Annotated in this window: 32 protein-coding genes; 15 read left to right on the top strand and 17 right to left on the bottom strand. The window is 72.2% G+C overall.

Annotated features, from left to right (window positions below; genetic code table 11):
* Positions 1-4 precede the first annotated feature (4 nt).
* Positions 5-736, top strand: coding sequence for an SDR family NAD(P)-dependent oxidoreductase (locus ACO229_RS14490; protein WP_397409777.1), 732 nt, complete (start codon positions 5-7; stop codon positions 734-736).
* Between the two features lie 36 nt (positions 737-772).
* Here ACO229_RS14490 and ACO229_RS14485 read toward each other — a convergent pair whose 3' ends face one another.
* The 3 genes from ACO229_RS14485 to ACO229_RS14475 all read right to left on the bottom strand — a co-directional run bounded on the left by ACO229_RS14485 (position 773) and on the right by ACO229_RS14475 (position 2432).
* Positions 773-1003: a hypothetical protein gene (locus tag ACO229_RS14485; RefSeq protein WP_423461904.1), complete on the bottom strand. Its 231-nt coding sequence runs from the start codon at positions 1001-1003 to the stop codon at positions 773-775.
* An 83-nt stretch (positions 1004-1086) separates the two neighbouring features.
* Positions 1087-1431, bottom strand: a complete 345-nt coding sequence (gene cutA / locus ACO229_RS14480; RefSeq protein WP_423461903.1) for a divalent-cation tolerance protein CutA — start codon at positions 1429-1431, stop codon at positions 1087-1089.
* 68 nt (positions 1432-1499) lie between these two features.
* A complete protein-coding gene (locus tag ACO229_RS14475) occupies positions 1500-2432 on the bottom strand; it encodes an alpha/beta hydrolase family protein (RefSeq protein ID WP_423461902.1) in 933 nt (310 codons plus the stop codon).
* A 109-nt stretch (positions 2433-2541) separates the two neighbouring features.
* Here ACO229_RS14475 and ACO229_RS14470 point away from each other — a divergent pair, with 109 nt between their 5' ends.
* On the top strand, positions 2542-3132 hold the full coding sequence (locus ACO229_RS14470; protein WP_423461901.1) for a TetR/AcrR family transcriptional regulator: 591 nt from the start codon (positions 2542-2544) through the stop codon (positions 3130-3132).
* A gap of 182 nt (positions 3133-3314) precedes the next feature.
* Complete coding sequence (locus tag ACO229_RS14465) at positions 3315-4586, top strand: hemolysin family protein (RefSeq protein ID WP_423461900.1); 1272 nt, start codon at positions 3315-3317, stop codon at positions 4584-4586.
* Positions 4587-4636: 50 nt separating this feature from the next.
* On the opposite strand, the gene ACO229_RS14460 is transcribed toward ACO229_RS14465, so the two are convergent.
* Together ACO229_RS14460 and ACO229_RS14455 are read right to left on the bottom strand one after the other, a co-directional pair.
* Positions 4637-4885: a zf-HC2 domain-containing protein gene (locus tag ACO229_RS14460; RefSeq protein ID WP_397409789.1), complete on the bottom strand. Its 249-nt coding sequence runs from the start codon at positions 4883-4885 to the stop codon at positions 4637-4639.
* Positions 4886-4958: 73 nt separating this feature from the next.
* A complete protein-coding gene (locus ACO229_RS14455; RefSeq protein WP_423461899.1) occupies positions 4959-5912 on the bottom strand; it encodes an alpha/beta hydrolase family esterase in 954 nt (317 codons plus the stop codon).
* A gap of 54 nt (positions 5913-5966) precedes the next feature.
* Here ACO229_RS14455 and ACO229_RS14450 point away from each other — a divergent pair, with 54 nt between their 5' ends.
* Entirely contained in the window at positions 5967-6308 is a 342-nt protein-coding gene (locus ACO229_RS14450; RefSeq protein WP_423461898.1) for a MerR family transcriptional regulator, read from the top strand.
* 9 nt (positions 6309-6317) lie between these two features.
* Here ACO229_RS14450 and ACO229_RS14445 read toward each other — a convergent pair whose 3' ends face one another.
* The 3 genes from ACO229_RS14445 to ACO229_RS14435 form a co-directional block, all read right to left on the bottom strand.
* Positions 6318-6914 (bottom strand): pyridoxine/pyridoxamine 5'-phosphate oxidase, encoded by a 597-nt coding sequence (locus ACO229_RS14445; RefSeq protein ID WP_423461897.1) that lies wholly within the window; start codon positions 6912-6914, stop codon positions 6318-6320.
* 27 nt (positions 6915-6941) lie between these two features.
* Positions 6942-8681 (bottom strand): arginine--tRNA ligase, encoded by a 1740-nt coding sequence (gene argS, locus ACO229_RS14440; protein ID WP_423461896.1) that lies wholly within the window; start codon positions 8679-8681, stop codon positions 6942-6944.
* 124 nt (positions 8682-8805) lie between these two features.
* A complete protein-coding gene (locus tag ACO229_RS14435) occupies positions 8806-9189 on the bottom strand; it encodes a hypothetical protein (RefSeq protein WP_397409803.1) in 384 nt (127 codons plus the stop codon).
* Positions 9190-9643: 454 nt separating this feature from the next.
* Between ACO229_RS14435 and ACO229_RS14430 the strand changes: the two genes are divergently transcribed.
* From ACO229_RS14430 to ACO229_RS14420, 3 genes are all read left to right on the top strand, one after another.
* A complete protein-coding gene (locus ACO229_RS14430) occupies positions 9644-10738 on the top strand; it encodes a glycosyltransferase family 2 protein (RefSeq protein WP_423461895.1) in 1095 nt (364 codons plus the stop codon).
* On the top strand, positions 10735-10899 hold the full coding sequence (locus ACO229_RS14425) for a hypothetical protein (RefSeq protein ID WP_397409807.1): 165 nt from the start codon (positions 10735-10737) through the stop codon (positions 10897-10899). The genes ACO229_RS14430 and ACO229_RS14425 overlap by 4 nt, the downstream gene beginning before the upstream one ends.
* A 142-nt stretch (positions 10900-11041) precedes the next feature.
* Positions 11042-11776: a response regulator transcription factor gene (locus tag ACO229_RS14420; RefSeq protein ID WP_423461894.1), complete on the top strand. Its 735-nt coding sequence runs from the start codon at positions 11042-11044 to the stop codon at positions 11774-11776.
* Between the two features lie 13 nt (positions 11777-11789).
* Here the strand turns inward: ACO229_RS14420 and ACO229_RS14415 are convergent, their stop codons facing one another.
* From ACO229_RS14415 to ACO229_RS14405, 3 genes are read right to left on the bottom strand one after another with little or no spacing between them, the layout of a single operon-like run.
* On the bottom strand, positions 11790-12167 hold the full coding sequence (locus ACO229_RS14415; protein ID WP_423461893.1) for a GNAT family N-acetyltransferase: 378 nt from the start codon (positions 12165-12167) through the stop codon (positions 11790-11792).
* A gap of 51 nt (positions 12168-12218) precedes the next feature.
* Positions 12219-13115, bottom strand: coding sequence for a VOC family protein (locus tag ACO229_RS14410; protein WP_423461892.1), 897 nt, complete (start codon positions 13113-13115; stop codon positions 12219-12221).
* Between the two features lie 25 nt (positions 13116-13140).
* Positions 13141-13650 carry a MarR family winged helix-turn-helix transcriptional regulator gene (locus tag ACO229_RS14405; protein ID WP_423461891.1) on the bottom strand — a complete coding sequence of 170 codons (510 nt, stop codon included), beginning with the start codon at positions 13648-13650 and terminating at the stop codon, positions 13141-13143.
* Between the two features lie 89 nt (positions 13651-13739).
* Between ACO229_RS14405 and ACO229_RS14400 the strand changes: the two genes are divergently transcribed.
* The 3 genes from ACO229_RS14400 to ACO229_RS14390 are packed head-to-tail and all read left to right on the top strand — an operon-like array spanning position 13740 to position 16489.
* Positions 13740-14810 (top strand): LLM class flavin-dependent oxidoreductase, encoded by a 1071-nt coding sequence (locus tag ACO229_RS14400; protein WP_397409817.1) that lies wholly within the window; start codon positions 13740-13742, stop codon positions 14808-14810.
* Entirely contained in the window at positions 14807-15454 is a 648-nt protein-coding gene (locus ACO229_RS14395) for an NADPH-dependent F420 reductase (RefSeq protein WP_423461890.1), read from the top strand. The genes ACO229_RS14400 and ACO229_RS14395 overlap by 4 nt, the downstream gene beginning before the upstream one ends.
* A 48-nt stretch (positions 15455-15502) precedes the next feature.
* Positions 15503-16489 carry a pirin family protein gene (locus tag ACO229_RS14390; protein WP_423461889.1) on the top strand — a complete coding sequence of 329 codons (987 nt, stop codon included), beginning with the start codon at positions 15503-15505 and terminating at the stop codon, positions 16487-16489.
* On the opposite strand, the gene ACO229_RS14385 is transcribed toward ACO229_RS14390, so the two are convergent.
* Positions 16486-18396 (bottom strand): S9 family peptidase, encoded by a 1911-nt coding sequence (locus ACO229_RS14385; protein WP_423461888.1) that lies wholly within the window; start codon positions 18394-18396, stop codon positions 16486-16488. The two genes, ACO229_RS14390 and ACO229_RS14385, sit on opposite strands and share 4 nt — an antisense overlap.
* A gap of 118 nt (positions 18397-18514) precedes the next feature.
* Positions 18515-19249 carry a MerR family transcriptional regulator gene (locus ACO229_RS14380; protein WP_423461887.1) on the bottom strand — a complete coding sequence of 245 codons (735 nt, stop codon included), beginning with the start codon at positions 19247-19249 and terminating at the stop codon, positions 18515-18517.
* Positions 19250-19423: 174 nt separating this feature from the next.
* Here ACO229_RS14380 and ACO229_RS14375 point away from each other — a divergent pair, with 174 nt between their 5' ends.
* Positions 19424-20374, top strand: a complete 951-nt coding sequence (locus tag ACO229_RS14375) for a CPBP family intramembrane glutamic endopeptidase (RefSeq protein WP_423461886.1) — start codon at positions 19424-19426, stop codon at positions 20372-20374.
* A 22-nt stretch (positions 20375-20396) separates the two neighbouring features.
* Positions 20397-21134, top strand: a complete 738-nt coding sequence (locus ACO229_RS14370; protein ID WP_423461885.1) for a MerR family transcriptional regulator — start codon at positions 20397-20399, stop codon at positions 21132-21134.
* Positions 21135-21161: 27 nt separating this feature from the next.
* On the opposite strand, the gene ACO229_RS14365 is transcribed toward ACO229_RS14370, so the two are convergent.
* Positions 21162-21719, bottom strand: a complete 558-nt coding sequence (locus ACO229_RS14365; protein WP_423461884.1) for an NAD(P)H-dependent oxidoreductase — start codon at positions 21717-21719, stop codon at positions 21162-21164.
* Positions 21712-22788 (bottom strand): LLM class flavin-dependent oxidoreductase, encoded by a 1077-nt coding sequence (locus ACO229_RS14360; RefSeq protein ID WP_423461883.1) that lies wholly within the window; start codon positions 22786-22788, stop codon positions 21712-21714. Before ACO229_RS14360 ends, ACO229_RS14365 begins: the two co-directional genes overlap by 8 nt.
* A gap of 106 nt (positions 22789-22894) precedes the next feature.
* Between ACO229_RS14360 and ACO229_RS14355 the strand changes: the two genes are divergently transcribed.
* The 3 genes from ACO229_RS14355 (at position 22895) to ACO229_RS14345 (ending at position 25146) form a co-directional block, all read left to right on the top strand.
* Entirely contained in the window at positions 22895-23353 is a 459-nt protein-coding gene (locus tag ACO229_RS14355) for a MarR family winged helix-turn-helix transcriptional regulator (RefSeq protein WP_423461882.1), read from the top strand.
* A gap of 9 nt (positions 23354-23362) precedes the next feature.
* Positions 23363-24091 (top strand): ATP-binding cassette domain-containing protein, encoded by a 729-nt coding sequence (locus ACO229_RS14350; RefSeq protein WP_397409837.1) that lies wholly within the window; start codon positions 23363-23365, stop codon positions 24089-24091.
* 83 nt (positions 24092-24174) lie between these two features.
* The gene (locus ACO229_RS14345; RefSeq protein WP_423461881.1) at positions 24175-25146 is read left to right on the top strand and encodes an MsnO8 family LLM class oxidoreductase; all 972 of its coding nucleotides are present in this window, start codon (positions 24175-24177) and stop codon (positions 25144-25146) included.
* A 13-nt stretch (positions 25147-25159) separates the two neighbouring features.
* On the opposite strand, the gene ACO229_RS14340 is transcribed toward ACO229_RS14345, so the two are convergent.
* Positions 25160-26002 (bottom strand): carbohydrate ABC transporter permease, encoded by an 843-nt coding sequence (locus ACO229_RS14340; RefSeq protein WP_423461880.1) that lies wholly within the window; start codon positions 26000-26002, stop codon positions 25160-25162.
* Positions 26002-26847 (bottom strand): carbohydrate ABC transporter permease, encoded by an 846-nt coding sequence (locus tag ACO229_RS14335; protein ID WP_423465308.1) that lies wholly within the window; start codon positions 26845-26847, stop codon positions 26002-26004. Before ACO229_RS14335 ends, ACO229_RS14340 begins: the two co-directional genes overlap by 1 nt.
* Positions 26848-26908 lie beyond the last annotated feature (61 nt).

Genomic DNA, 26908 nt, shown 5'->3' with positions numbered 1-26908 from the left:
AAGCATGAACCTGCAGGGCGCCACGGCGCTGGTCACGGGGAGCAACCGGGGCCTGGGTCGTCATTTCGCGGTCGAGCTGCTCAGGCGCGGGGCCAAGGTCTACGCCACCGCCCGCCGTCCGGAGCTGGTCGACGTACCCGGGGCGGAGGTGCTCCGCCTCGACATCACCGACCCGGCGTCCGTCGAAGCGGCTGCTGCGGCCGCCGGGGACGTGGACGTGCTGGTCAACAACGCCGCGTTCATGACCGGCGGCAACCTCGTCACCGGAGACCTCACCTCGATCCGCCTCGCGATGGAGTCGAGCTACTTCGGCACGCTCGCGATGATCCGGGCGTTCGCGCCGGTGCTCGCCCGCAACGGCGGCGGCGCCGTGCTCAACGTCCTGTCCGGCGCGGCCTGGCAGACGGTCGACGGCAACACCGCCTACGCCGCCGCGAAGGCCGCGCAGTGGAGCCTGACCAACGGCGTGCGGCTGGAGCTCGCGGGCCAGGGCACGCTGGTGACCGCCCTGGTGCCCGGGATGATCGACACCGAGCCGATGCGCGAGTTCGCCGCCGCGCACGGCTACGAGCTCCCCGACGGTGCGCTGGACGACCCGGTGAACGTCGTGACCCTCGGACTGGACGGGTTGGAGGCCGGGGAGGCCGAGGTGGTGCACGGGTTCGCCGCGGACGCGAAGGCGGCGCTGTCCGGCCCGCCGCTGGCGCTCGACCCGGACGCGATCAGCGCGGCCTGAGCAGGCGCCCCGTCCCGCGGACGGCGGGGCGGGGCGTCAGTCGTGCCGGTGCGGGCCCTCGTCCGAGTCCGTCCGGCGGGCCATGGACATCGCGAAGGCCGGAACGAGGCCCGCCGCGAGCGCGACGCCGACGGCCAGGCCGGCCCACCCGAGCGACGCGACGAAGACCACGCCGAACACGAGGCCGACACCTGCTCCCAGTGCGATGCCCGCGCCCCAGCTCCACGGACGTCGCCGCGCTCCGCCTCGATCCCCGTTGTCCGCCATCGGCCCAACCTAGGCAGGGTGCGGCGGGCAGGGCCTCCTCTTTCGGGGGTCGCCGAATCCGCGTCCGTGGTGGAGCGGCGCTGCTACGGCAGCGAGCGGGTCTCGTCCCGCACCCACTCCAGGTAGGCCTCGTGCCCGCCGACCACGGGCGTGACGACGACCTCCGGGACGTCGTAGGAGTGCTCGCGCACGATGTGCTCGACGAGCTGTTCGGCGAGCGCGGCGGTGGTCCTGAAGGTCACCCGCCACTCCTGCTCCGTCTGGACGGCGCCGTCCCAGCGGAACACGCTCGTGATCGGGCCGTCGGTCTGCGCGCAGGCGGCGAGCCGCGCCTCGACGACCGAGCGGGACAGTGCCTCGGCCTCCTCGACGGCGTCGAGCGTGGTGGCGATCTGCACGATGTCGGCGTGGTCCGGGGTGTTGGCCATGGGGTCGAGGCTACGGGCCGCGGTCAGGACAGCCGGCGGAGCGCCGTGACCACCTCGTGCCGGAACGACTACTTGGACTCGATCCGGCCCAGCGGGTGGCGGCTGGTGGCCAGCTCCTCCCGGACCGCTGCCCAGCTCTCCTTCTCGATACCCAGCGCGTGCCGCAGGTAGGCCCAGGTGGCTCGCTGGACCAGGGCGACCCGACCGGTGTGTTCGTCGGTCGTCTCCTTGATCTCGTACCCTCCGATGCCGCCCAGGGAGTGCTCGGCGCCGAACAGGGTGAGCAGGCTCTCGCTGCCGGGTGCGAGGGTGTACGGGTCGACGGTCCAGTCCGGCCCGCGGACGCTGAGAGGGAGTTCGTCGTGGTCACCCGTCACCACGAGAGCGGGCGTCGTCAGCTCCGCGAAGCTCGGGCTTCTGAGCCACGGAAAGTTCTCGGCAGCGAACGGCGTCAGGTCGTCTCCGCCCCGGCCGGCCGTGGCGAGCAGGACGCCGGCCGTGATGCGTGGGTCGGACAGGTCCTCGGAGTCGCCTGTCTGGGGGTCCTGTACGCGGAGGCCGAGCAGGATCCCTGCGGTCTGACCGCCGAACGAGTGTCCGGCGGCGGCGATACGGCTCGTGTCGAGGCGTCCGTCGAGACCGGGAACCGCGGCTGCCAGGACGTCGAGGTGGTCGAGTGCGCGCTTCGCGTCCTCGACGCGGGAGCGCCAGAACCGTGGCTTGCGGGGGTCGTCCTGCGCGAGGCCGAGGGTCCTGGAGTCGAGATAGGTGGGTTGGATCACCACGAAGCCGTGCGCCGCCCAGTAGTCGGTCAGTGGGCCGTAGCCGTGCAGTGAGGAACCGAAGCCGTGGGAGAAGATGACGATCGGCAGGTCGGTGCCGGTGGTCGGCGCCGAGATCTTGACCTGCAGGTCCGCGCCGCGGCCCGGTGCGGCCAGCGTCACCGGCTGGACCGAGACGACGGGTTGGGCGGGGGCGACTGGGACGTCAGCGGTCTTCATGGAAAGAGGTCCTCCGGTCTGACATGATGAAACGGGACACTGTCCCGATTGACGCTCTCGACGATACGGGACAGTGTCCCGTTTATGCAACGACCCGGAGGAACATGCAATGAGTCCCGGCGACCGGAGAAGGGCGCCCGCTGTCCGCCCCCAGCGGGCGGACGCCCAGCGCAACCAGGAGGCGTTGCTGGCGGCGGCCGGCGCGGTCTTCGCCACCTCGGGCGTGGAAGCTCCGATCCGTGAGATCGCAGCCGAGGCGGGCGTCGGGACGGCCACGATCTACCGCCATTTCCCGACGCGGGCCGATCTGATCGTCGCCGTGTACCGGCACCAGGTCGAGGCGCTCGCCGAGGCAGGCTCCGCACTCCGGAGCGATGGTGCGACGCCCTACCTCGCGGTAGCTCGGTGGATCGACCGTTTCGTCGACTTCGTGGTGACCAAGCAAGGGCTGGCCGCTGTGCTCCAGTCGGACGACTCGTGCTATGACCCCTTGCACGACTACTTCGTCGACCGCCTCGTGCCGGTGCTCTCCGACCTGCTCGAGGTGGCCACCGAGGCCGGCGAGGTGCGCCCCGGCCTGGACGCCTACGAGCTGATGCGCGGCATCGGCGGCGTCTGCGCCGCAGCCGGCACGCATCGCCGCTACGACGCGCGTCGGCTGGTCGAACTCCTCGTGGCAGGCTTGCGCCAGCCACAATGAGTTCGACGCCGTGCCCCCGGTGCCCGTGCGTTCGAGGGGTATCCGGGCGCTCCTCCTGACGTGTCGGCTCCGACCCGCCACGGTTTGACACGCCTGGCCACGGCTCATGTACTCGTCGCCATGGACGACGCACACAGTACCTGCGCCCGCCGCTCGCGCCGGATCGGGGAGGTGGGCTGCTGATGGACCAGGACACGTGGGTCAACGTCGCGCTCGTCCTGGTGTTCATCCTGGTGGGCGGCGTCTTCGCGGGTACGGAGATCGCCCTGGTCTCGTTGCGGGAGAGCCAGATCGACCGGCTGGAGTCGCGGGGCGGGCGCGGGGCGCGGGTGGCCTCCGTGGCCCGGGACCCCAACCGGTTCCTCGCCGCCGTGCAGATCGGCGTGACCGTCGCGGGGTTCTTCTCCGCCGCCTACGGCGCCTCGACCCTGGCCCCGGACTTCGCACCCGTGCTGGAGGGCGCCGGGCTGCCGGCCCAGGTCGCCTCGACCGCCTCCCTGATCCTGCTGACGCTCGTCATCGCGTACCTCTCGCTCGTGCTCGGCGAGCTGGTCCCCAAGCGGTTCGCCCTCCAGCGCGCGCAGAGCGTGGCGCTCGTCGTGGGCCCGCCGCTGGATCGGTTCGCGAGCCTGATGCGGCCCGTGGTGTGGCTGCTGTCGGTGTCCACCGACGCGGTCGTGCGGCTGCTGGGCGGCGACCCGCGGGCGACGTCCGAGGGCATGACCGAGGAGGAGCTGCGTGACGTCGTGGTGGCCCACGAGGGGCTGCCCGAGGAGGAGCGCCGCATCCTGAGCGACGTCTTCGACGCCGCCGAGCGGTCGGTCAGCGAGGTGATGCGCCCGCGCGGCGAGGTCACGTTCATCGCGGGGGACCTGCTGGTGTCCGAGGTGCTGGAGACCGTCAAGGCCAGCCCGTACTCGCGCTACCCGGTCACCGGCGCCGACTTCGACGACGTGATCGGTGTGCTGCACGTCCGGGACCTGTTCGGCGCCCCGGGCACGACGCCGGTGCGCGAGCTGACCCGTTCGATGCTGTTCCTGCCGACCACCACGCACCTGATCCCCGCGCTGTCCCTGATGCGCCGCGAGCGGCGGCACCTCGCCGTGGTGGTCGACGAGTACGGCGGCACCTACGGGATCGTCACGCTCGAGGACCTGGTGGAGGAGATGATCGGCGACATCCGCGACGAGCACGACGTGCCGGACGGCCCGGAGCCGCCGTCGGCCGACGGCACGACGATCGTGGAGGCGGGCATCACGATCGAGGAGTTCGAGGAGCAGACCGGGGTGGCACTGGCCGACGGCCCCTACGAGACCGTCGCCGGTTACGTGGTGAGCAGGCTGGGCCGGGTGGCCGACGTCGGTGACACCGTGCGCGTCGACGACCTCGACCTGGTGGTCACCGAGGTCCAGGGGCGCCGTCTGACGCAGGTCGAGGTGGTCCGGCGGGCCTGACCTCCGCCTGACCTGCGCCAGGCCCGGCCTTCGCCTGGCGCAGGTCGGGCCTACGCCGGGCAGAGCGCGGCGCGCCGGGCCCAGGCGACCTCGCGGACGTCGATGAACGTGCGGATGCACTCGGCGCAGCCGTCCAGGTGGGCCTCGAAGCGCTCCTGACGCAGTGGCGGCAGGCATCGGTCGAGGTAGTCGTGCATGGCAGCACGGGTGGCACGGCACTCCGGGCTGCCGGCACCGCCGCCGGCACCCTGGAGCGCGCCGGGTAGGTGCCCGTTGTCAGCCCGTTCACTCGCGATCATCGCCGAACCTGCCCCCTGTGCGCACAGCATCCGGTTTCTACCGGCTGGCACCATTCTGTCTGTCCATGAGGATTCATCCAGATTGCTCTGTGATACGACGCCTGTGATATCGGCCCCCGCGCTTGACGCTCTGGTGACGGGTACCGGAACCGGCCGTGATGCCGAGGTGCTCGGCGAGGACGTCGGCCGTGGAGATGCTCCGCGCCGTCCGGCCGATGAAGAACGGCGCCCGGCCCGGCCCCGGGACGGTGTGGCCACCGCCGTGGACCGTCAGCAGGCGGACGGGCGGCCGGCCGTCCTCGCGGTAGTCCGTCTGCTCGATCCAGGTCCGGTCCCGGGCCGACGCCGGCGGGGCGAGCCGGGTGACGACCGGGTCCGTCGTGATCCCGTTGCGGAGGGCCAGGTAGCGCGCTGTCCCGGGAGCCGACAGGCTCACGCCGTCGACCCGGAAGACGCGTCGCGTGAAGGCCGGGAACCGGCCGCCCTGGTAGGGGACGATCGGGTCACGGGTGCCGTGCACCAGGAGCGTGGGCGTCGGGACGGGTTCGAGCTCCGCGGATGGTGCCAGGAAGCTCTCGGGTGCGGGCATGGTGGCGGCCACGACCGCCGCCCCGGCGAGCAGGCCGGGTGCCTCGTGCAGCAGGCGGAGCACCATCTGGCCGCCGTTCGAGTAGCCGACGGCGTGCACCCGGCGGGCGTCGACGTCGTGCGAGGCGACCAGGTCCGCGATCACGCGCCGCACGAAGCCGACGTCGTCGATGCCGGCGAGCCGGGTGGGGAACGCGCTCTCCGCGCGGGCGTCGTTCCAGTTGCCGCGGTAGCCGTCGAGGTAGGCGACGACGGCGCCGTGGTCGCGGGCCAGCGTGTCGAACATGTGGCCGGTGAAGCGGCGGTGCGCGGCGCCGGACTGCCGTGAGCCGTGCAGGACCAGGACGAGGTCCCTCCCCGGTGCGTACGGGCCGTCGACGACGTGGAAGGTACGACGCCGGCCGCCGACGTCGGTGCTCAGGTGGGTGAAGGAGGTCATGCCGGGAGGCTAAACTTTCACATCATGTGAAGGTCAACCGGACGGAGACCCCTGATGATCATCGGCGAGCTCAGCGCACGCAGCGGCGTCAGCCCGCGGCTGCTGCGGTACTACGAGGAACAGGGGCTCGTCACCGCGACGCGGGCGGCCAACGGGTACCGCCAGTACGACGAGAGCGCGGTGACCACCGCCCGGATCGTGCGCATGATGTTCCAGATGGGGTTCCCGCAGGACAAGGTCCGTGCGGTGCTGGCGTGCGCGGGCGACGGGGCCGCCGAGGCCGACCACGACGCGGCACGTGTGAGCGTGGCGCAGATGCGCGACGACATCGACCAGCAGATGCAGCAGCTCGCGACGACGCGCGAGGCGCTGACGGACTTCCTGGAGCGGCGGTGACGGCCGGCGTCAGCCCGGTAGCGGCTCCCGCGCCCAGCCGTTCGGGGTGAGGCGGTAGCGGACGCGGCGGCTGGGTCCGCGCTCCGATCCTTCCCAGAACAGGACGTCGACGGGGCGCAGGGCGTAGCCGACCCACGTCGGCGGAGGGTCGAGCACCGGGTGCTCAGCGTCGAACGCGGCCCACCGCCGTTCCCGTTGGAGCCTGCCGAGGGCAGCCGTCTCGGCCGTGTTGAGCCAGGCGAGAAGCTGCAGGTACCGCGGCAGGCGGCCGAAGGCGGTCGCCTGCTCCTCGGCCGACGTCTCCGCCGTCGTCCCGCGCAGCACGACCTGCCGCGCCTGCTTTTCCCACCGCACGACGAGGGCGGCACGCGGACGTGCCCGCAGCTGCTCCGCCTTCCGGCTGCGGGAGTCGGTGTGGAACGTCACGGCGTCGCTGCCCACCGTGGACAGGAGCACCGTGCGCGCGTCGGGCAGGCCCGCGTCGTCCACGGTCGCCAGGGTCGCGGCCGGCCGGGCGGGGTCGTCGTCCGGCGGGGTCCACGTCCTGAGCAGGGTGAACGGGTCCGGAGGGAAGGGGCCGTCGTCCTGTACCAGTCGGTCCGTCACCCGAGCCAGGGTAGTCAGGCCGCCGTCTCACATCCTCTCGGGCGCCGGGATCCCCAGGAGGTCGAGGCCCGTGGCGAGGGTGCGGCCCGTGAGGTCGCACAGGGCGAGGCGGTTGGTGCGCACGGCGGGGTCGTCTGCCCCCAGGACCGGGCAGGCGTCGTAGAACCGGGTGAACGCCGTGGCCAGGTCGTAGAGGTACCCGCACAGGCGGTGCGGTTCCAGGGTGCCGGCGACGTCGCGCAGGGTCGCCTCGAACCCGTCCAGGGTCAGGGCCAGCGCCTTCTCCGCCTCGTGCAGCGGCAGGGTCGTGTCCACGTGCCCGACGGCGGTCGCCCCGGCCCGGCGCAGGATCGAGCGGACCCGGGCGTGCGCGTACTGCAGGTAGACCCCGGTGTCGCCGGTCGTGGCGACCATCTGCTCCACGTCGAACACGTAGTCCCTCGTGCGCGTGGTGGACAGGTCCGCGTACTTGATCGCCGCGATCGCCGCGGCACGCACGACGGCGTCGAGCTCGGCGTCCGTGAAGCCGTGCGACCGGCCGGCCAGCACCGTCCGGACGGCGGCCTCGGCGTCGTCGAGCAGGTCGGCCAGCCGCACGGTCCGGCCCGAGCGGGTCTTGAACGGGCGCCCGTCGGTGCCCAGCACGGTGCCGAAGGGCACGTGCTCGGCGTCGACGGCCGCGGGGAGCCAGCCGGCGCGACGGGCGGTGTCGAACACCATGCGGAAGTGCAGGGACTGCCGGGCGTCCACGACGTACAGGATGCGATCGGCCCGGTAGTGCTCCACCCGCAGCCGGATCGTGGCCAGGTCGGTGGCCGCGTACCCGAACCCGCCGTCCTTCTTGCGCACGATCAAGGGCACGGGGTCACCGTCCGGTCCCGTGACCCCGTCGGTGAAGGTGACGACGGCGCCGTCGGACTCGGTGGCGACGCCGCTCGCGAGCAGGTCCGCGACGACGCCGGGCAGGGCGTCGTTGTACCGGGACTCGCCGTCGAAGTCGCCTCCGTCGAGCAGCACCCCGAGGCGGCGGTAGACGGTCTCGAACGCCTTCTCGGACTCGGCCACCAGGTCCCGCCACACCGTCAGCGTCGCGTCGTCGCCGGACTGCAGCGCCACGACACGGGCGCGGGACCGGTCCGCGAACGCCGGGTCCGCCTCGAACGCCGCCCGCGCGGCCTTGTACAGGGAGTCCAGGGCCGACATCGTCTCGGCGCCCTGCCCCTTCCACGACACCTCGGGGTGCTCCTCCAGGTACTGGATGAGCATGCCGAACTGGGTTCCCCAGTCGCCGATGTGGTTCTGCCGGGTCACCCTCGCCCCCAGGTGTCCCAGGACGCGGACGAGGGCGTCACCGATCACGCTGGAGCGCAGGTGACCGACGTGCATCTCCTTGGCCACGTTCGGCGCCGAGTAGTCGACCACGACGCGCTCGCCGTCGTGCGGCGCCGCCAGGCCGAGCCTGGGGTCGGCCAGGCGCGCCGCGACGGCGGACCACACCGCCGCGTCGGGCACCGTGACGTTCAGGAAGCCCGGCCCGGAGACCTCCGCGGCGAACCCGTGCAGGCGGACGGCGACGTCGGCCCCGATGTCCCGGGGCGCGCGGCCCGCCTTCCTGGCCACGGCGAGCGTGCCGTTGGCCTGGAAGTCGGCGCGGTCGGATCGTCGGACCACCGGGTCGGCGCCGGCCAGCTCGGCCGGGAGCACCTCGGACAGGGCGGCCCGGACGGCCGCCTCCACCTGGTCCTTGATCGCGACGACGTCGGACACGCGCGAAACCTTCCCGTCGGGGACGTGTGAGCGCCCCGGCCGGGGTCGGGCGAGGCGCTCGCTAGTCTAGGAAGGCAGGCCCGCGCCGTCGGCCTGAATATCGGCCCGAGCCCGGGCCCGAGTCTCAGGCCGGCTCGGCGCCGACCGCAGCGCTCTGCCGCTCGTGGTGCTCGAGGTAGTCGACGGCGCGAGGGACCACGTACGAGCCGGCGGCCGTCACGACGAGCGCCGTCACCAGCACACCACCGATCCAGTTCAGGACCACGCCGTCCAGGGCCCGCTCGCCGTGCGTGCGGCGCTCGCGGTGCAGGGCGACGGTGATGACCCAGGTCAGCACGGGGATCACGAAGAGCCCGATCCCGGCGACGCCGCCGGGTGGTCCTCCGGTGGTGCCGAGATCGCCCAGGCCCCCGCCCACGAGTGGGAAGAACGCGACGACGGGCAGGATCAGGTAGCCGAGGACGGCGATGACCCACACCCACGCTCGCAGGGATCTGCCGTCGTGCATCCGATGTGCCCCTCTCGCTGCGGTGGTCGGTGGCATGTCTACCAGGACTGGGCTCGTGTGCACGCGGACGGGCTGTGATGTGGCCCCGGGCGGGCCTCGACGAGCGTGCGGCAGTGGCCCGGGGGAATCCTGTCGACGGCGATTGAGAAAGGGGTTCATTCACCCGCTCCGGGCCGTTGATCGTATTACCTCAAGATCCTCAAGAATCTCAAGGAAAATCTTGAGGTGCCCTTGATGAAATTCGGCTGGGCGTTGAGTTCTGGATCACACGCTGGACGTGGTCATCCAGATACTCACGAGAGGCATCGCCATGGCGGAGATGCGATCATCCTACAGGCCGGAAGAACGTCAAGAATGTCATGACGAGCCGGGCCGCCAGGTGCATTCCGGTGGTCATTCAGAAAGCCGTTCGAAAAGCCGCGAGCAGTCCGGTGAGCTCACCGCGGCGCGTGGCATGGCCGTCCTCACCGAGGCCCCGGCGACCACGTCGACCGGCAGCCGTCTCGTGGTCCTGATCCCGGCGCACGACGAGGCGGACGGGATCACCGAGACCGTCACGGCGCTGAGCCGTCAGACCCGGCCGCCCGACGAGATCCTGGTCGTCTCGGACAACTCCACCGACGACACCGTCGACCTCGCCGAGCGTGCCGGCGCCTACGTCGCCGAGACGGTCGGGAACACGCACAAGAAGGCCGGAGCCCTCAACCAGGTCCTGTCCGTCGTGCTCCCTCGGCTCCAGGACGACGACCTCGTGCTGGTCCAGGACGCCGACAGCGTCCTGGACCCGGAGTTCATCGAGAGCGCGCTCGCCCGCCTCGCCGCCGACCACCGGCTGGGCGCCGTCGGGGGCGTGTTCCGGGGACAGGACGGCGGCGGATTCGTCGGTCACCTGCAGCGCAACGAGTACGCGCGGTACGCCCGGGACGTCCGGCGGCTCAAGGGGAAGTGCCTGGTCGTCACCGGCACCGCCGCGGTGTTCCGCGTCTCGACGCTGCGGCACGTGCAGTCGGCGCGGCTGTCGGGGGAGATCCCGGCCGGTGACGGGCACGGCGGCGTCTACGACACGACCGTGCTGACGGAGGACAACGAGATCTCGTTCGCCCTGATGCACCTCGGCTACACGATCCTCTCGCCCAAGGGCTGCACGCTGACGACCGAGGTGATGCCCACCTGGCGGGACCTCTGGAACCAGCGCCTGCGCTGGAAGCGTGGCGCCATCGAGAACTGCGTGCAGTACGGGTTCACCCGGGTCACCGCGCCCTACTGGGGCCGGCAGATCGTGACCATGCTCGGGGTCCTGGTCACCGCGGCCTACCTGGCGACTCTGGTCTGGTCCGTCGTGGCGTACGGGGCGTTGAACATCCAGCCGTTCTGGCTGGCGCTGACCGGAGTCTTCGCCCTGGAACGTGTGATCACGCTGCGTGACCGCGGGCCGTTCCGACAAATTCTCGCCGGCACGCTCTACGAGCTGCCGTTCGACATATTCCTTCAGGTGTGCCACGGAAAGGCATATCTCGACTCCGCACTGAACCGAGAAAGGAGATGGTGACAATGTACAACGGAGCAGCACTGACCACGGTCGGCGGCGGTGGCGCGGCAGCCCTGGCCTCCACGGGCCCCGAGAACCTGCTGTGGATCGTCCTGGCGTCCTTCGCGCTGATCGCAGCCGGAGCAGCCGTGCGGCGGATCATCCCGCGCAAAGAGGGGTGACCTCGGGGCGCCGGAGGGGGGCTTGTCGTCGGCCCGGCGGCAAGCACCCCTTCGCCCGACGCCGGAGGAACCCGCAGAGGCGGGCCCCACGAGCCGCCTGCCTGGGACGGCGGCGCCGGGCCCGCGTTGTTACGTTCGGCAGATGGATGAAACCTGGGACCGGGGAGTCGCGGTCGTCGTCGAGGACGACGACGACATCCGCGCGCTCATCGAGTTCACCCTGCGGCAGGCCGGGTTCACCGTTCATGCCGCGGTCACTGGCGCGCAGGGCGTGGCGCTGGTCAAGGCACACAGTCCCGTCGTGACGACCGTCGACGTGTCGCTGCCCGACATCGACGGGTTCGAGGTCGTGCGGCGGCTGCGGACGTTCTCCGACACGGTCGTGGTCATGCTCACCGCCCGGGTCGCCGAGCCGGACACGCTCATGGGCCTGGAGGTGGGCGCCGACGAGTACGTCACCAAGCCGTTCCGCCCCCGGGAGCTGCGGGCGCGGGTCGACGCGCTCCTGCGTCGCGCCGGCCGGGTCACGGTGCCGGTCGCGGACGTGCCCGACCCCACCACGGTCGACGGCCACCTCGAGATCGACCCCGCACGCCGCACGGTGCGCCTGGACGGTGAGCTGGTCCAGCTCACCCGCACCGAGTTCGACCTCCTCGCCGTGCTGCACGGCGCGCACGGCCGCACGGTGGCCAAGGGAGACCTGGCGGCCGAGCTCTGGCCCGACCAGTACCGCTACGGGGGCCAGGTCACGGAGGCGGACCACCGCACGGTCGAGGTGCACGTGGCCAACGTGCGGCGCAAGCTCGGCGACAGCCCCACGAGCCCCCGCTTCATCCACACGGTCCGGGGGCTGGGGTACCGGTTCGAGGGTCCCTGAGGCGGACGTCCGCTCAGGCCAGGGCGCGCAGGTGCTCCCGGCGCACGTCCTCGACGGCGTCGTCGAAGTCGTGGTGCGTGGTGAGCCACTTCTTCACGTAGGGGCAGACGGCCACGATGCGGTGCCCCGCCCGGACGCTGGTGTCCAGCGCCGTGCGGGTCAGGACGGCGGCCAGGCCGCGCCCCTCGAACTGGTCGAAGACCACCGTGTGGTAGAAGATGCGCGGTCCGGCGGACGCCGTGCCGGTGCCCGCCTCCGGGTCCGCCTCTGCCTCCGGGTCCAGGTCCTTGTACATCGAGAACCCGGCGTGGGCGCCGTCGACGAGCACGTCGAAGCGGCTCTTGGCGGGGTTGTCGCGGACGGTGACCTCGGTCTGGCTCTCGTCGGTCATCGGGGTGGGTCCTCTCGGTCGGTGGGCGGCATCGGAACCGCGCCGGTCAGGTCAGGCGGTCGTCTCGGTCGGGTGGTCCGGACTGGGTTCGGTGCTCAGGCGGACGGCGTTGGCCCAGGGGTCCTCGAAGCTGACGGTCCGGCCGTCGTCCCGCACGGCGACCCGGTGGTACCTCAGGCGTTCGGTCAGCTCGCCGACGTCGTCGGCGGAGGGCACCTGGATGTCCACGCGGCCCAGGCCGAGGGTCTGCTGGCGGCGGCCCGCGCCGCGGCTGCGCCACACGTTCATGGCCATGTGGTGGTGGTAGCCGCCGGCGCTGACGAACAGCGCCTGGTCGCCCAGGGTCAGGGTCACGTCGAAGCCGAGCCGCGTGGCGTAGAAGTCGCGCGCCGAGGCGATGTCCCCGACGGACAGGTGCACGTGGCCCACGCGTGCGTCGCCCAGCGCCTCCCCGGCCAGTCCGCGCTCGTCGAGGTGCTCGCGCAGGTAGGCGTTCGGGTCGAGGAAGATGGTGCCCATCTCGACCTGACCGTGGGTCCAGCTCCACTGCGTGCGGTCGCGGTCCCAGTAGAGCTCGACGCCGTTGCCCTCGGGGTCGTCGAAGTAGAACGCCTTGCTCACGAGGTGGTCGCTGGAGCCGGTGAACGACCCGGGGCGCAGGCGGGCGACGGAGTAGACCGCCGCGGCCAGGGCGGCCTCCGAGTCGAAGAGGATCGCGGTGTGGAACAGGCCCGCGTCGTGGGGCGAGGCGTGCCGCAGGGCCGGGGTGTGCACCAGGACGACGACGGCTCGGCCGGGGCGGCCGAGGACCACCCGGGGACCCGTCTGCTCCAGGACGGTCAGGCCGACGCCGTCGCGGTAGTAGGCCGTCATGCCGTCCAGGTCCGCGACGTTGAGGGTGACCGCGCCCATCGAGGTGTCGGCTGCGAGCCGTGCGTCTGTGCTCATGGCCACCGCCAACTCAATTGAAGCATCAACTATTCCGGGCGGTGTCGCGCCGCCGGGCCAGGCCGGTGTCCTCCGGGTCGAGGTGCCGGCGCAGCGCCGTCGTGGCGTCGTCGAGCGCCGCGAGCTGCTCGGAGGAGAGGGCGTCGAGGAAGAGCTCGTGCACGTCCTGCAGGTGGGGCACCGAGCTGTGCCGGAACGACTCGGCGCCCAGATCGGTCAGCCGCACGTCGATGCCGTGCACGTCGTCAGGGCACGGGGCCCGGTGCACCAGCCCGCGCTTCTCCATCCGCCCCAGGTGGTGCGACAGGCGGCTGCGCTGCCAGCCGATCAGCTCGGCCAGCTCGGAGGAGCGCAGGGTCCTGCGGTCCGCCTCGCTCAGCGCCAGCAGCACACGGTAGTCGGCGGACGACAGCGACGACTCGCTCTGCAGGCGCCCCTCCAGGCGCGAGCGCAGCGTCTCGGCGGTCTCGATGTAGCTGCGCCAGATGCGCAGCTGCTCGCGCGTGGGCATCGCGCGGCGCGTGCTCTGTGCCACGGCACCTCCCGGGATTGACACGTCAACTTTGCACGTTACAGGATTGACACGTCAATCCCGACGTGGTCGGAGCCCCTGCAAGGAGAAACATGACCGACAGCCAGACCGTCCAGTTCGGTATCGACAGCTTCGGCGACCTGCCCCGCGACGACCAGGGCCGCGTCGTCTCCCACGCCCAGGCGATCCGCGCGACCGTCCAGGAGGCGGTGCTCGCCGACCAGACCGGGGTGGACGTCGTCGCCCTGGGCGAGCACCACCGTCCCGAGTACTCGATCTCCACGCCCGAGACCGTGCTGGCGGGCATCGCGACCAGCACCGAGCGCATCCACCTGGCCTCCGGTGTGACCGTCCTGTCCTCCGACGACCCGGTGCGCGTCTTCCAGCGGTTCGCCACCCTCGACGCGCTGTCGGACGGGCGCGCCGAGGTGATCCTCGGCCGGGGCTCGTTCACCGAGTCCTTCCCGCTGTTCGGCTACGACCTGGCCGACTACGAGATCCTCTTCGAGGAGAAGATCGACCTGTTCCACAAGCTGCTGGACGAGGGACCCGTCACCTGGGAGGGCACCACGCGTGCGGCGCTCAAGGACGCGGAGGTCTTCCCCAAGACCGACTCCGGCCGGCTGACCACGTGGGTCGGCGTCGGCGGCTCCCCGCAGTCGGTCATCCGCACCGCGCAGTACGGGTTCCGCCTCATGCTCGCGATCATCGGCGGTGCGCCCGACCGGTTCGCCCCCTACGTCGACCTCTACCGGCGTGCCACGCAGCAGCTCGGCACCACCGCCTACCCGGTCGGGATGCACTCCCCGGGCTTCGTCGCCGAGACCGACGAGGAGGCCAAGCGCCTGTTCTACCCCGGCTACAAGGTGATCCGTGACCGGATCGGTGCCCTGCGCGGCTGGCCGCCCCTGCGCCGCGAGGAGTTCGACGCCGACGTGGAGCACGGCTCGCTCTACATCGGCTCGCCCGAGACCGTCGCCCGCAAGATGGCCCACGCCATCCGCGCGCTCGACGTCGGCCGCTTCGACCTGATCTACTCCGCCGCCGGCGCGGTCTCGGCGAGCGCCCGCCTGCGCGCCGTCGAGCTGTACGGCACCCAGGTCATCCCCATGGTGCGCGAGCTGCTCGCGGAGAAGGCCGACACCCTCGAGGTGGCCCGATGACGGCCCGCACCGTCGGCATCCTCGGGGCCGGCAAGGTGGGTACGGTCCTGGCCCGGCTGGCGCTCGCCGCCGGGTACCGGGTCCTGGTCGCGGGGTCGGGGGAGCCGGACAAGATCGCCCTCACGGTCGACGTCCTGACCCCGGGCGCCACCGCGGTGCGGGCCGCCGACGCCGCCCGGGAGGCCGACGTCGTGCTCCTCGCGCTCCCGCTCGGCAAGTACCGTGCGCTGCCCGTCGACGAGCTGCGCGGCAGGCTCGTCGTCGACACGATGAACCACTGGTGGGAGGTCGACGGGCCGCGCGACCGGTTCCTCACGCCGGGCGTCTCGTCGAGCGCGCACGTGCAGAAGTTCCTCGACGGCGCGCGCGTCGTCAAGGCCTTCAACCACATGGGCTACCACGACCTGGAGGACGGGGCTCGGCCCGCCGGGGCGCCGGGCCGCAAGGCGATCGCGGTCGCCGGGGACGCGGAGGCGGACGTCGCCGAGGTCGCGGCCCTGGTCGACGACCTCGGCTTCGACCCCGTGCTGATCGGGCCGCTCGCCGAGGGCGTCCGGCTCGAGCCGGGCACGCCGGCCTTCGGAGCCAACGTCCAGGCCACCGAGCTCCGCCGGCTCACCGGGGTGGCCGTACCGACGCCGTAGGCGAGCACGACCAGAGTCCCATCGACGACACGACAGGAAGTGGCCCACGTGAGCAATCAGGAAGCGGTCTCGGAAGCGGTGCGCTGCGGGGCGGACGCCCGGAGCACGGACAGGGTCGAGGTGCTCTCGGCGCGCGAAGTGCCCCTGGGCGGGACGCGGGCCCTTCAGGTACGGCGCACCATCCCGCAGCGGGCCCGGACGCTGATCGGCGCGTGGTGCTTCGCCGACCACTACGGCCCGGTCGAGGTCACGGCGGGCGGCATGGACATGCCGCCGCACCCGCACACGGGTCTGCAGACGGTGAGCTGGCTGTTCAGCGGCACGATCGAGCACCGGGACAGCCTGGGCACCCACTCGTACATCCGGCCGGGGGAGCTGAACCTCATGACGGGCGGTCGCGGCATCGCCCACTCCGAGGTCTCCACGACGGACACCACGCGCCTGCACGGCGTCCAGCTCTGGGTGGCCCTGCCCGACGCCGACCGGGACGCCGCACGCAACTTCCAGCACCACGCGCCGGAGCCGGTCCGGATCGAGGGGGCCGAGCTGCGGGTCTTCCTCGGGTCGCTGCACGGCGAGACGTCGCCGGTGCGCACGTTCACGCCCCTGCTGGGCGCACAGGTCGACGTCGAGCCGCACGCCACGGTGACGCTGCGCGTCGATCCCGGGTTCGAGCACGGCCTGCTCGTCGACGCCGGTGACGTGCGGCTGGAGGGCACCCCGGTCCCGGCGGCGGAGCTCGGCTACGTGGCGCCCGGCGTCGGCACCCTGACCGTGACGAACCACGCGGACACCCCGGCCCGCACGATCCTTCTCGGCGGTCCGCCGTTCGAGGAGGAGATCGTCATGTGGTGGAACTTCGTCGTGCGGGACCACGCGGAGATCCTGCAGGCCCGCCAGGACTGGGAAGCCGCGTCCGGCCGGTTCGGGAGCGTCGAGGGTTACCACGGGCAGCCCCTGCCCGCACCGCCGGTGCCGGACGTGATCATGACGCCACGACGCAACCCGCCGGTGCGGACCGGGCGCCCGTCCTAGCCGGCCCGCCCGCCCAGGTGCCGGGCGAGGAACCGGTCGAGCGTGCGGTACAGCTCGATGTTGCTGTCCGGGTTGATGAACCAGTGACCCTCGTTCTCGTTGAGCAGGTACTCGACCTCGGCGCCGCGGGCGCGCAGCGCCTCGGCCACGCGGTCGGAGTGGCTGCGGGCCACGCGGACGTCGTTGGCGCCGTGGATCAGCAGCACCGGCGCTGTGATGTCGTCGACCCGGCTGATCGGTGAGCGGGCGAGCATGTCGGCGCGCTGGTCCGGGTCGTCCGGGTCGCCGATGTACCGCAGATAGCTGTTCTCGACGGCGCGGCGGGCGAACGGCACCACGGACTCCACGAGGTCGACGAGGTCCGACATGCCGGTGTAGCTGACCGCCGCGGCGAACCGGTCCGGGGTGAACGCGGCACCCACGAGAGCGGCGTATCCCCCGTAGGAGGAACCGTAGACCGCCACCCGGTCCGGGTCCGCCCAGCCCTGTCCGGCCGCCCAGTCGACGGCGTCGATCAGGTCGTCGTGCATCCGGCCCGCGAACTGGCCGATCGCTGCCTGCATGTGGGCCTTGCCGTACCCGGTGGAGCCCCGGAAGTCGACCTGCAGCACTGCGTAGCCGCGGTTGGCCAGGAGCTGCACCTCCGGGTCGTAGGTCCAGCTGTCGCGGTACCACGGCCCGCCGTGGACCAGCAGCACGGTCGGCAGCCGGTGCGGCTCCACCCCGACCGGCAGGGTGACGTGGCAGGGCAGGTCGATGCCGTCACGGGCGGTGACAGTGACCGGTGCGACCGGGGCGAGCCGCTCGGGGTCGAGGTGGGGAAAGGGGCGGAACAGGCGGCGCGACCGTCCCGTGGCATGGTCGTAGAACCAGGTGACGCCGGGGTCCCGGTCGTGCGTGAAGTCCACCACCCACCGCCGTGCCGTGGCGTCGCAGGACACATGGGCCAGGTCGCCGTCGGACAGCGCGGCCAGCCGGGGCAGGACCTCGGCGAAGTGCTCGTCCAGCGCGTGGATCTCCTGCCGTGCGCCGAGGTAGCGGGCGCCGAGCAGGTCACCGGTGCCCGGGTGCAGGATCAGCGAGGACGGGTAGCGGGGGTCGGCCTCGGGGCGGGGCGTGTCCAGGTCGAAGGTGGGGTGGCCGTCCACGCCGGTCTGCTCCCCGGTGGCCAGGTCGAGCCGGACCAGGCGGGTGCGGTCCGTCCCGCGCGTCGAACCGGTCCACAGACCCGTCCCGTCCGGTGTGGGCACCGCCGGCTGGAACCCGAACGGGTGGTCGACACCGGAGAGCCGCGCGATCGGTCGCCGCTCGTCGCGGTCCCACCACGAGAGCACGTGGTCACCGCCCTCCTCCATGGTGTGGGCCAGCAGCCCGCCGGAGGTGGGCAGCCAGCCGACGACGTCGCCCGGGTTCTCCGCGACGGTGGTGAGCTCCGCGGTCACCAGGTCGAGCGCGAAGACGTCGATCAGGTCGGGGCGGCGCAGGTTGAGCTGCACGAGCGCGGTACCGGGCAGGTCCGGCGGGAGCTGGGCGTGGAGCAGCCGCACGCCCGCGTAGGGGGTCAGGTCGGCGGCGGGCTCGTCGGGACGGTCCGCGTCGGCGCGGTGCAGGTGCCAGTTCTCGTCGCCGTCGGTGTCCTGCAGGAACAGGAGCCAGCGCCCGTCGGCGGACCAGAAGAAGCTGTCGATGTTCCGCCGCGTGTCCGACGTGACCCGGCGCGCGGCGCCGTCGTCCTCGTCGTCGGGGGTGGCCCAGTCGGAGTCCACGTCCCGGAGGAAGACGTTGAGCCGGTCGCGCCACGGCGCGAGGTAGGCGACCCTCGTGCCGTCGGGGGACAGGACCGCCCGGCTGCGGACGGGCAGGCCGAAGAGGTCTTCGACGGGGATCAGGGTCGGCGGTGCGGTCATGGCGGGTCCTCGCTCTCGGTCGGTGCGTGCACGCCCGAGTCCAGACCCCGACGTCGCGTCGGACTCAACCCCCGCACGCGTGACCCCGGTCACACGGCGCCGGTCGGCCGCGCCCTGGTCACGCCTCGTCGAGCCGGGCCAGCCGCCGCTGGATGCGGCGCAGGACTTCGCGCTGCACGGGGCGCAGCGTCTGCTCCGACAGCTCGTCCAGCAGGGCGGCGGACCCCGCGTCGACACCGGGCGGGTCGGTCAGCCGCGCCAGCGCCCGCCCGAGGTGCGTCGTGAGCTCGCCGACGAGCGCCGCGACCTCGTCGTCCGGGGTGGCGTCGTCCAGGGCGTAGAACCGTGCCGTCAGGTCAGCGGGCACGACCGGCTCCCCGGGCGTACCGAGCAGCGCGGCCAGGCCCGCGAGGTCGGCCGTGCCGAGCAGGTGCGCGGCCAGGACGAGCTGTTCGTGCTCGTAGCGCGCCATGTCCGCCGGAAGGCCGTCCGCGGGGGACCGCCAGACGGAGACCTCGGGAGGAAGGTCGGGCGGCACCCCCGCGCGGCGCACCGCGGCGATGTCGGCCCGGCGCGCCGTCAGCCGCTCGATCTCCTCGGCCGCCCGGCGATCCAGCTCGTCCAGCAGCTCCCCGGCGGCCGCCGGGTCGTCCAGCACGGCCGGCAGGTCCGCCAGCGGGACGCCGAGCGCCGCCGTCCTCGTGATGCGCAGGAGCCGGACCAGGTGGCCGACGTCGTAGCGCCGGTAGCCCCCTGCCGTGCGCGGGGGTTCGGGCAGCAGCCCGATCTGGTGGTAGTGGCGCAACGTCCGGACGGTGACGCCGGCCAGGGCAGCCAGCTCGCTGGTGAGCACAGGGACCCTCCTCTCCGTTGTCGGCGGCTCGGCGAGCCGCGGTCCCAGCCGGTCCAGCGTGACGTACGGCCCCCGTACCGGCCTCCCGGCCGAGCACTTGCCTCTGCCCCGAGGGCACAGTGTCCACTCGGGAGTGGATCCATCGATCCGCCACCGAGAAGAGGAAGACCGATCGTGAGTACCTCAGAGTCCGGCGCCCCCTGGGCCCCGGTGACCCGACCCGGCAGCCGTGTCCCGGACGGGACGGACGCACCGCCCCCGGGCCTCGACGGCTCGCGGCCGTTCGGCGCCCACCTGCGCATGAGCTGGTGGAAGCCGCTGGTCGTCATCATCGTGCCCGCCCTGGTCATGGTGGTGCTCCAGGTGGTCTTCTACCAGATCGTCGCCGTCATCGAGGGCTCCGACGACCCGTTGTCGCCCACCTTCACGCCGCTGAAGCTCCTCGCGATCAACCTGAGCGTGGGCCTGTCGGGCCTGCTCGCGATCGTGCTGCTGGCCACGCTCGCGAAGGTGCCGTGGCGCAGCCTGATCAGCTCGCCGCGCGCGTTCGACGGCCGCCGGCTGGGGCAGTACCTGCTCGGCGCGGCCGTGCTGGTGGCCGTGGGCATCGGCGTCGTGGCGCTCGTCGCGCCCGAGTCCCCGGGCTGGGTGGCGTTCGGGTTCACCGGCACGACGATCTTCATGCTGGTGGTCACGCTCGTGAGCACCCCCGTCCAGTCGGTCGGCGAGGAGCTGATGTTCCGCAGCGCCGTGCTGCCCGCCGCGGCCTCCTGGGTGCGCGCGGTCCGCCCGGCGCTCGCCGTCGGGATCGTCGTCTCCGCCGTGGGCTTCGCCGTGCTGCACGGGTCCAGCGACCCCTGGCTGTTCGGCTACTACACCTTCATCGGCCTGGCCACGGGCCTGATGGCGGTCATCAGCCGCGGCATCGAGGCGCCCGCTGCGTTCCACATCGCCAACAACGTGCTGTTCTCGTCCGTCAACACCCTGATGTCCGACGGCAAGGGCTACACCATCGACCGGTCGACCGACACCGGCGACGCGGCCCTGCTCATCCTCGCCGCCGTCAACGTCGCCATGGTCGTGCTGGTGTGGATGCGCGAACGCCGCGCGCGCGTTAGGAAGTAGACCACCGACGAAGCGAGGCACCATGGCGTGGAGCACCCGTGAGATCGCCGAGCTGTCGGGCACGACGGTCAAGACGGTGCGGTACTACCACGCGATCGGCCTGCTCGACGAGCCCGACCGCGCGCCCAACGGCTACAACAAGCGCTACGAGGTACGCCACCTGACCCGGCTGCTGCAGATCAAGCGGCTGACGGGCCTGGGGCTCTCGCTCGCGCAGGTGGCCGAGCTGGGCGCCGTGTCGGGCGGTGACCCGTCCGTGTTCCAGGAGATCGACGCCGAGCTCGCGGCCATGGTCGAGCGGATCCAGGGCATCCGGCAGGAGCTGGCCGCGCTGTCCCGTCCCGGTGCGACGCCCGACGTGCCCGCCACGTTCCACGACGTCGCCCGGCCCCTGCGCGACAACGACCGGGCGCTCCTGACGATCTACGCCCAGCTCTTCACCGAGGAGTCGATGAGCGCGTTGCGCGAGCTGCTCGCGGCCAACCCCCACGAGGCCCTCGACGAGGAGTTCCGCGACCTCCCGACGGATGCGGACGAGGCCACGCGGCAGGCGCTGGCCGAACGGATGGCACCGTTCGTCGGCGCCAACGGTTCGGTGACGATGGAACCCAAGGCCGCGTCGCCTCGTCAGGCCGAGGCGACGCGGCAGGCCGTGGGGCAGGCACTGCAGGCGCTGTACAGCTCGGCGCAGCTGGACGTGCTGCGGCGGGCGCACGCGCTGAGCTCGGCCTCGGGGCCGGTGGGAGAGAAGAGCGCTTGACCCCGGACCTGGCGTTCGGACGGCGGCTCAGACGGCGACCGACCGACGGCGCAGCAGGCCCGCCGCGTCGTCGAACGCCGTCTGGATGCGGCCGTAGACGCGCGGGTTGAGCAGGGCCGTCCCGTCGAAGTCGCCGGAGGACGCGTAGACGGCCACGGGCAGGGTGAGCGCCTGGAAGAACGCGAACAGCGGCCGGAGCGCGTGGTCGAGGACGAGCGCGTGGTGGTCGCCGCCGCCGGTCGCCAGCAGGAGCACCGGCCTGTTGGCCAGGGCGTACTGCTCGACCAGGTCGAAGAAGTGCTTGAACAGGCCCGTGTAGGAGCCACGGAAGACCGGGGTCGCCGCGATGAGCAGGTCGGCGTGCTCGGCGGCGCGCAGTTCGGCCTCGACCTCCGCCGTGACGCTCTCCCGGTCGACGGCGCCGGTGAAGCCGGCGCCGAGCCGGTAGACGTCGACGCGGTGCACCTCGACGGGCGTCATCCGTTCGAGGGTGCGGACGGCGACGTCGGCCAGCGCCGCCGTCCTGGACCTCTCGCTGGGGCTCCCGTTGACGACGACGACGCGCAGCGGCGCGGGCTCAGGCATCGCCGGGCTCCTCGTCCCTCGTGTCCTGCTCGCCGAGTGCCTTGCGGACGGCCGGGGCGACCTCGGTGCCGAGGCGCTCGACGGCGTCCAGGAGCTCGCGCTGTGGCATGCTCCCTGCCCCCATCTGGATGATGATGCGGGTCAGGCCGTACAGCTCCTGGAAGCGGAGGATCTTGTCGGTGACCTCGTCCGGGTCGCCGACGATGTAGCTGCCGCCGTGCGAGGCCCCGGCGTCGAAGGCGTCGCGCGGCAGCAGCATCCCGCGGCCGCGCTGGTGGTTGTGCTCCATCATGAACCGGGCGAAGGAGGGGTACATGGTGTCGCGCGCCTGCCGCGCGCTGCTGCCCACGTAGCCGCCGACGCTCATGCTCACGGGCAGGGCCGACGGGTCGTGGCCGGCCTGCTCGGCGGCCGCGCGGTACAGCTCGACCGACTCGCGGTGCAGGTCCATCGGGCCGAACAGGATGGCGAGGGCGAGCGGGAGGCCGAGCGTGCCCGTGCTCATCGCCGACGCGGGGGAGCCCCCGACGCCGACCCAGACCGGGATGGTGTCCCCGTACGCGCGCGGCCCGATGTCGGCGTTCACGAGGGGCGGCCGCAGTCTCCCGGACCAGGTGACCGGGTTCTCCTGGCGGATGCGGAGCAGCAGGTGGAGCTTCTCGCGGAACAGCTCGGAGTAGTCCGCCAGGTCGTACCCGAACAGCGGGAACGACTCGGTGTAGGAGCCCCTGCCCGCGATGATCTCCGCGCGGCCGGCGGAGATCAGGTCGATGGTGGCGAACTGCTCCCACACCCGCACCGGGTCCTCGGAGCCCAGCACGGTGACGGCGCTGGTGAGCCTGATGCGCCGGGTCGCCTCGGCCGCCGCCGCCAGCACGATGGTGGGGGCGGAGCCGACGAAGTCGGTGCGGTGGTGCTCGCCCATGCCGAAGACGTCCAGGCCCACCTCGTCGGCCACCCGCGCCAGCTCGATGGTCTCCCGGGCTCGCTGGTGCGGGGTGCGGACGGTGCCGCTCACCGGGTCGGGTGTGACCTCGCCGAAGGTCATGATGCCGATCTCGAATGCCATCGCCTACGTCCTCTCCGTGGTGCCACGACCTGTGGCTACCCGGAACAACCTTCCTGCGCAAGCAACTATTCCGTCAACCACGCCGCGTGTGGACTAGGTTTTGTCCATGGCGACCGAACGGCTGACCGAGCTCGAGGACGAGGCGTGGCGCGGCTTCCTGGTCACCCACGAGCGCATCTGGCGCGAGATGGAGGCGGGTCTGGTCCCGCTCGGGGTCAGCATGGCCGAGTACAGCGTGCTGGGGCTGCTGGGGGAGGCCGGACGGGACGGGATGCGGCTGACGGAGCTGGCCGAGCTGCGGATGATGTCGACCGGAGGGTTCTCCCGGCTCGCGGACCGCCTGGAGAAGCGTGGCCTGATCGAGCGCCGCCGCGTCCCCACCGACGGCCGGGGGTACGAGATCGCGCTGACCCGAACGGGACGGTCGTTGCTGCGCGCGGCCTGGAAGCAGCAGCACGCCGACATCCAGCGGCTCTTCCTCGGCAGGCTGAGCGACGAGCAGCTCCGGGCGCTGTCCGGCGTCTGGGCGAGCCTTGCGGACCGGGAGGGCGACCGGCGTCGCTAGCCTGGTGCGGTGCTGATCGAGAACGTTCGTGTTCCCGCAGGGGCGGTCGAGGACCGCGCGACCTGGCCGTGGACGGTGCCGGCGATCGGTGAGCTGCTCACCCGTGGCGTGGCGTTCACCAGCGACATCGTGGTCCTGGTGGGGGCGAACGGATCGGGCAAGTCCACCCTGCTCGAAGCCATCGCCGAGGGGTACGGGCTGGACGTGCGCGGCGGGCACGGCGGCCGGAGGTACGCCAGCGGTCAGGACGTGAGCCCGCTGGGCGAGGTGATCGCCCTGGACCGGTCGGCGGTGGGGGCCCGGATGACGCGTCGTCAGGCGAAGGGGTTCTACCTGCGGGCCGAGACCGCGTTCGGGATGCTCGCCTACATGACCGAGGCCGGGGTGCAGGGGTACGGGGACCGGCTGTCGACGGAGGTCAGCCACGGTGAGTCCTACCTCCAGGCGATCGCCGGCCGGTTCGACGGCCCCGGCCTGTACCTGCTCGACGAGGCCGAGGGGCCGCTGTCCTTCGAGTCGACCCTCCAGCTGCTCTACCGGTTGCAGGACCTCGTGGCCGACCATGCCGCGCAGGTGATCTACGCGACGCACTCGCCGCTGGTCGCGGCGATCCCCGGGGCGCAGATCCTGGAGATGACCGAGCAGGGCATCGCGGAGCGCACGTGGTCCGAGCTGGAGTCGGTGGCGCTGTGGAAGAGGTTCCTGGGGCGGCCGGGGACGTTCTTCGACGGGGCGTGAGCGGTCGGGCGGTCCGGGGAATGTTCCGGCCCGGCCGCCAGGTTCGCCAGAAGGGACCAGCCCCCGAACCGAGAGGACCCGCCGTGCGCATCTCGCTCCTGGACCGCACCCGAACCCGCCTGGGGGAGTCGGACGCCGACGCGGTCACCGGGACCGTCGAGCGCGCCGTCCGGGCCGAACGCCTCGGCCTGCACCGGTTCTGGGTGGCCGAGCACCACTCCGTGCCCGGCATCGCGAGCGCCGCGCCCACCGTGCTGCTGGCCGCGATCGGCGCGCGGACCCGCACGATCCGCCTCGGCACCGGGGGCATCATGCTCCCGAACCACACCCCGCTTGTGGCGGCCGAGCAGGTGCGGCTGCTCGAGGCGCTCCACCCGGGACGGATCGACGTGGGCATCGGGGCGTCGCTGGCGTTCACGTCCGCGATCCGCCGTGCGCTCGGTCGCACCACCCTGGATCCGGAGGAGCACGCGCGCGCCGTCGAGGAGCTTCGCTCCTACCTGCACGGCGGTCCCGACGACGCCGTCGTCGCCCGGCCGCACGTCGCGCCGCCGCCGCTGTTCCTGCTGGCGATCAAGAACGGCCTGGAGCTGGCGGCGCGACTCGGGCTGCCGGCCGTCATCGGCGGGCCGCTGCTGCGGGACACGGACGCGACCAGCGCCTACTTCCGTGACTTCCGCCCCAGCCCGGCGGTGCCCGAGCCGTACCTCGTGGCGAGCGTCGACGTCGCCGTGGCCGGCTCCGAGGAGCGAGCGCGAGACCTGCTGCTGCCCGAGATCTGGGCGCTGGCCAGCTCACGGGAGACCGGCGGGTTCACCGCCCTGCGCCCGCTCGACGACGTCCGCCGCCTCCTCGACACGGCCAGCCCCAAGGTCCGGGCGGCGGTGGACCGGGGGTACGGCGGCGTGATCGCCGGCACCGCGGAGCAGGTGGCGGCGGAACTCGCGGCGCTGACGGCACGGACCGGCGCGGCCGAGGTGCTGGCGACGACCAGCACCTACGACCGGCACGAGCTCGCCGAGGCCGACGAGGCGCTCGCCGCGCTCGGCCGGTGAGCCCTGGCGGGGGTCACCTGCCGAACCCGGCCGTCAGGCCGGACACGAGCTGGCGGCGGCCGATCACGTAGGCGGCCAGGATGGGCAGCACGGACAGCACCACGGCGGCGAGCACGGCGGGCACATTGAGCGAGAACTCGCCCTGGAACGCCCACAGGGACAGCGGCAGCACGCGGGTCTCGGCGCTCTGGGTGAGCACCAGGGGGAAGAGGAACCCGTTCCAGACGTGCAGCGCGTTGTAGACCCCGACCGTGACGATCGCGGGGCGGGTCAGCGGTACCGCCAGGCTCCACAGGGTGCGCCACTCGCCCGCGCCGTCGACCTTCATCGACTCGAACAGCTCGCCCGGCACGTCGCGCAGGAAGTTGGTCAGGATCAGCACCGACAGCGGGATCGCGAAGGCGATCGAGGGCAGGATCAGCGCCCACAACGTGTCGTACAGGCCGAGCTGGACGATCAGGTAGTAGACGGGGACGATCGTCGCCTGGATGGGGATGGCGATCCCCAGCAGGAACACCTGGAAGATCCGTGCCGTCCAGCGGCGTCGCGACCGGACCACGACATAGGACGCCATGAGCGAGACGGCGAGGATCACCGCGACGGAGACGACGGTGACGACCACGGAGTTGCCGAAGTACCGCAGGAAGTCGTTCGCCAGCACCTCGCCGTAGGCGTCCAGCGTGGGGCGGGACGGCCACGACAGCGTGTTCTCGGAGTGGTAGTCCTCCTGCGGTCGCAGGCTCGTGACCAGGATGTAGTAGATCGGCACGATGATGACGGCCAGCCAGAGCCAGCCGGCCAGCCCGCCCAGGACGTTGGGCGTGGTGCGCGCGGCGCGCGCGGTGGGTGCGGACATCAGACGCCCTCCATCTGGGACTCCATGCGGTGGGCGCCCGAGAGCCGGTTCAGCGCCAGCGACACGGCCAGCCCGACGACGACGAGGATGACCGCGATCACGCTGGCCCGCCCCATGTCGTAGCTGCGGAACCCGGTCAGGTACATGTCCAGCGGCAGGATGCGGGTCGCGTTGCCCGGGCCGCCCCCGGTCAGCACGAAGATCAGGTCGAAGTACGTCAGGGAGCCCACGATCATCAGCGTCGAGGACGTGATGATCGTGTACTTGAGCTGCGGCAGCGTGATGTGGAAGAACTGCTGCACCCGCCCGGCGCCGTCCAGGAGCGCCGCCTCGTACAGGGACACGGGGATCTGCCGTACCCCGCCCTGGTAGAGCAGCGAGTGGAACGGCACGAAGCACCAGCCGATGACGAACAGCACGACCCACAGCGCCAGGTCGGGGTTCCCGATCCAGTCCTGCGCCAGCCACGGCACGCCCAGGGCCGGCCCGAGGCCGAAGTTCGGGTCCAGCAGGGCACGGAAGGCGATGGCGACGGCCGCCGCGGAGAACAGCAGCGGCAGGAAGTACAGCACCGACAGCACCGCCCGGTATCGCTGCCGGCCGGCCATGAAGACGCCGAGCAGCAGCGACACCGGGGCCTGGAACAGCCACGACACGATCGTGACGACGGCGGTCAGCCGCATCGCGTTGAGCGTCACCGGGTCCGACAGGGTGCGCCCCCAGTTGTCGGTCCCGGTCCAGGCCGGGTCGCCCAGCCCGTCCCAGCTCATGAAGGACAGCACGAGCACCCCGACGAGCGGGACCACCGCGAAGAGCCCGAACAGCGCGAGGGCCGGCGTGGCCATCCAGACCGACGGGCCCTGCGCGCGGCCCGTTCCCGGGCGGCGGTCCGGACGGGAACGCGTG

The sequence above is a fragment of the Promicromonospora sp. MS192 genome, from assembly GCF_049532985.1.
Classification (GTDB): Bacteria; Actinomycetota; Actinomycetes; order Actinomycetales; family Cellulomonadaceae; genus Promicromonospora.
The sequence above is the reverse complement of the archived record's forward strand: the minus strand, read 5'-3'. Positions and strand labels throughout refer to the sequence as shown.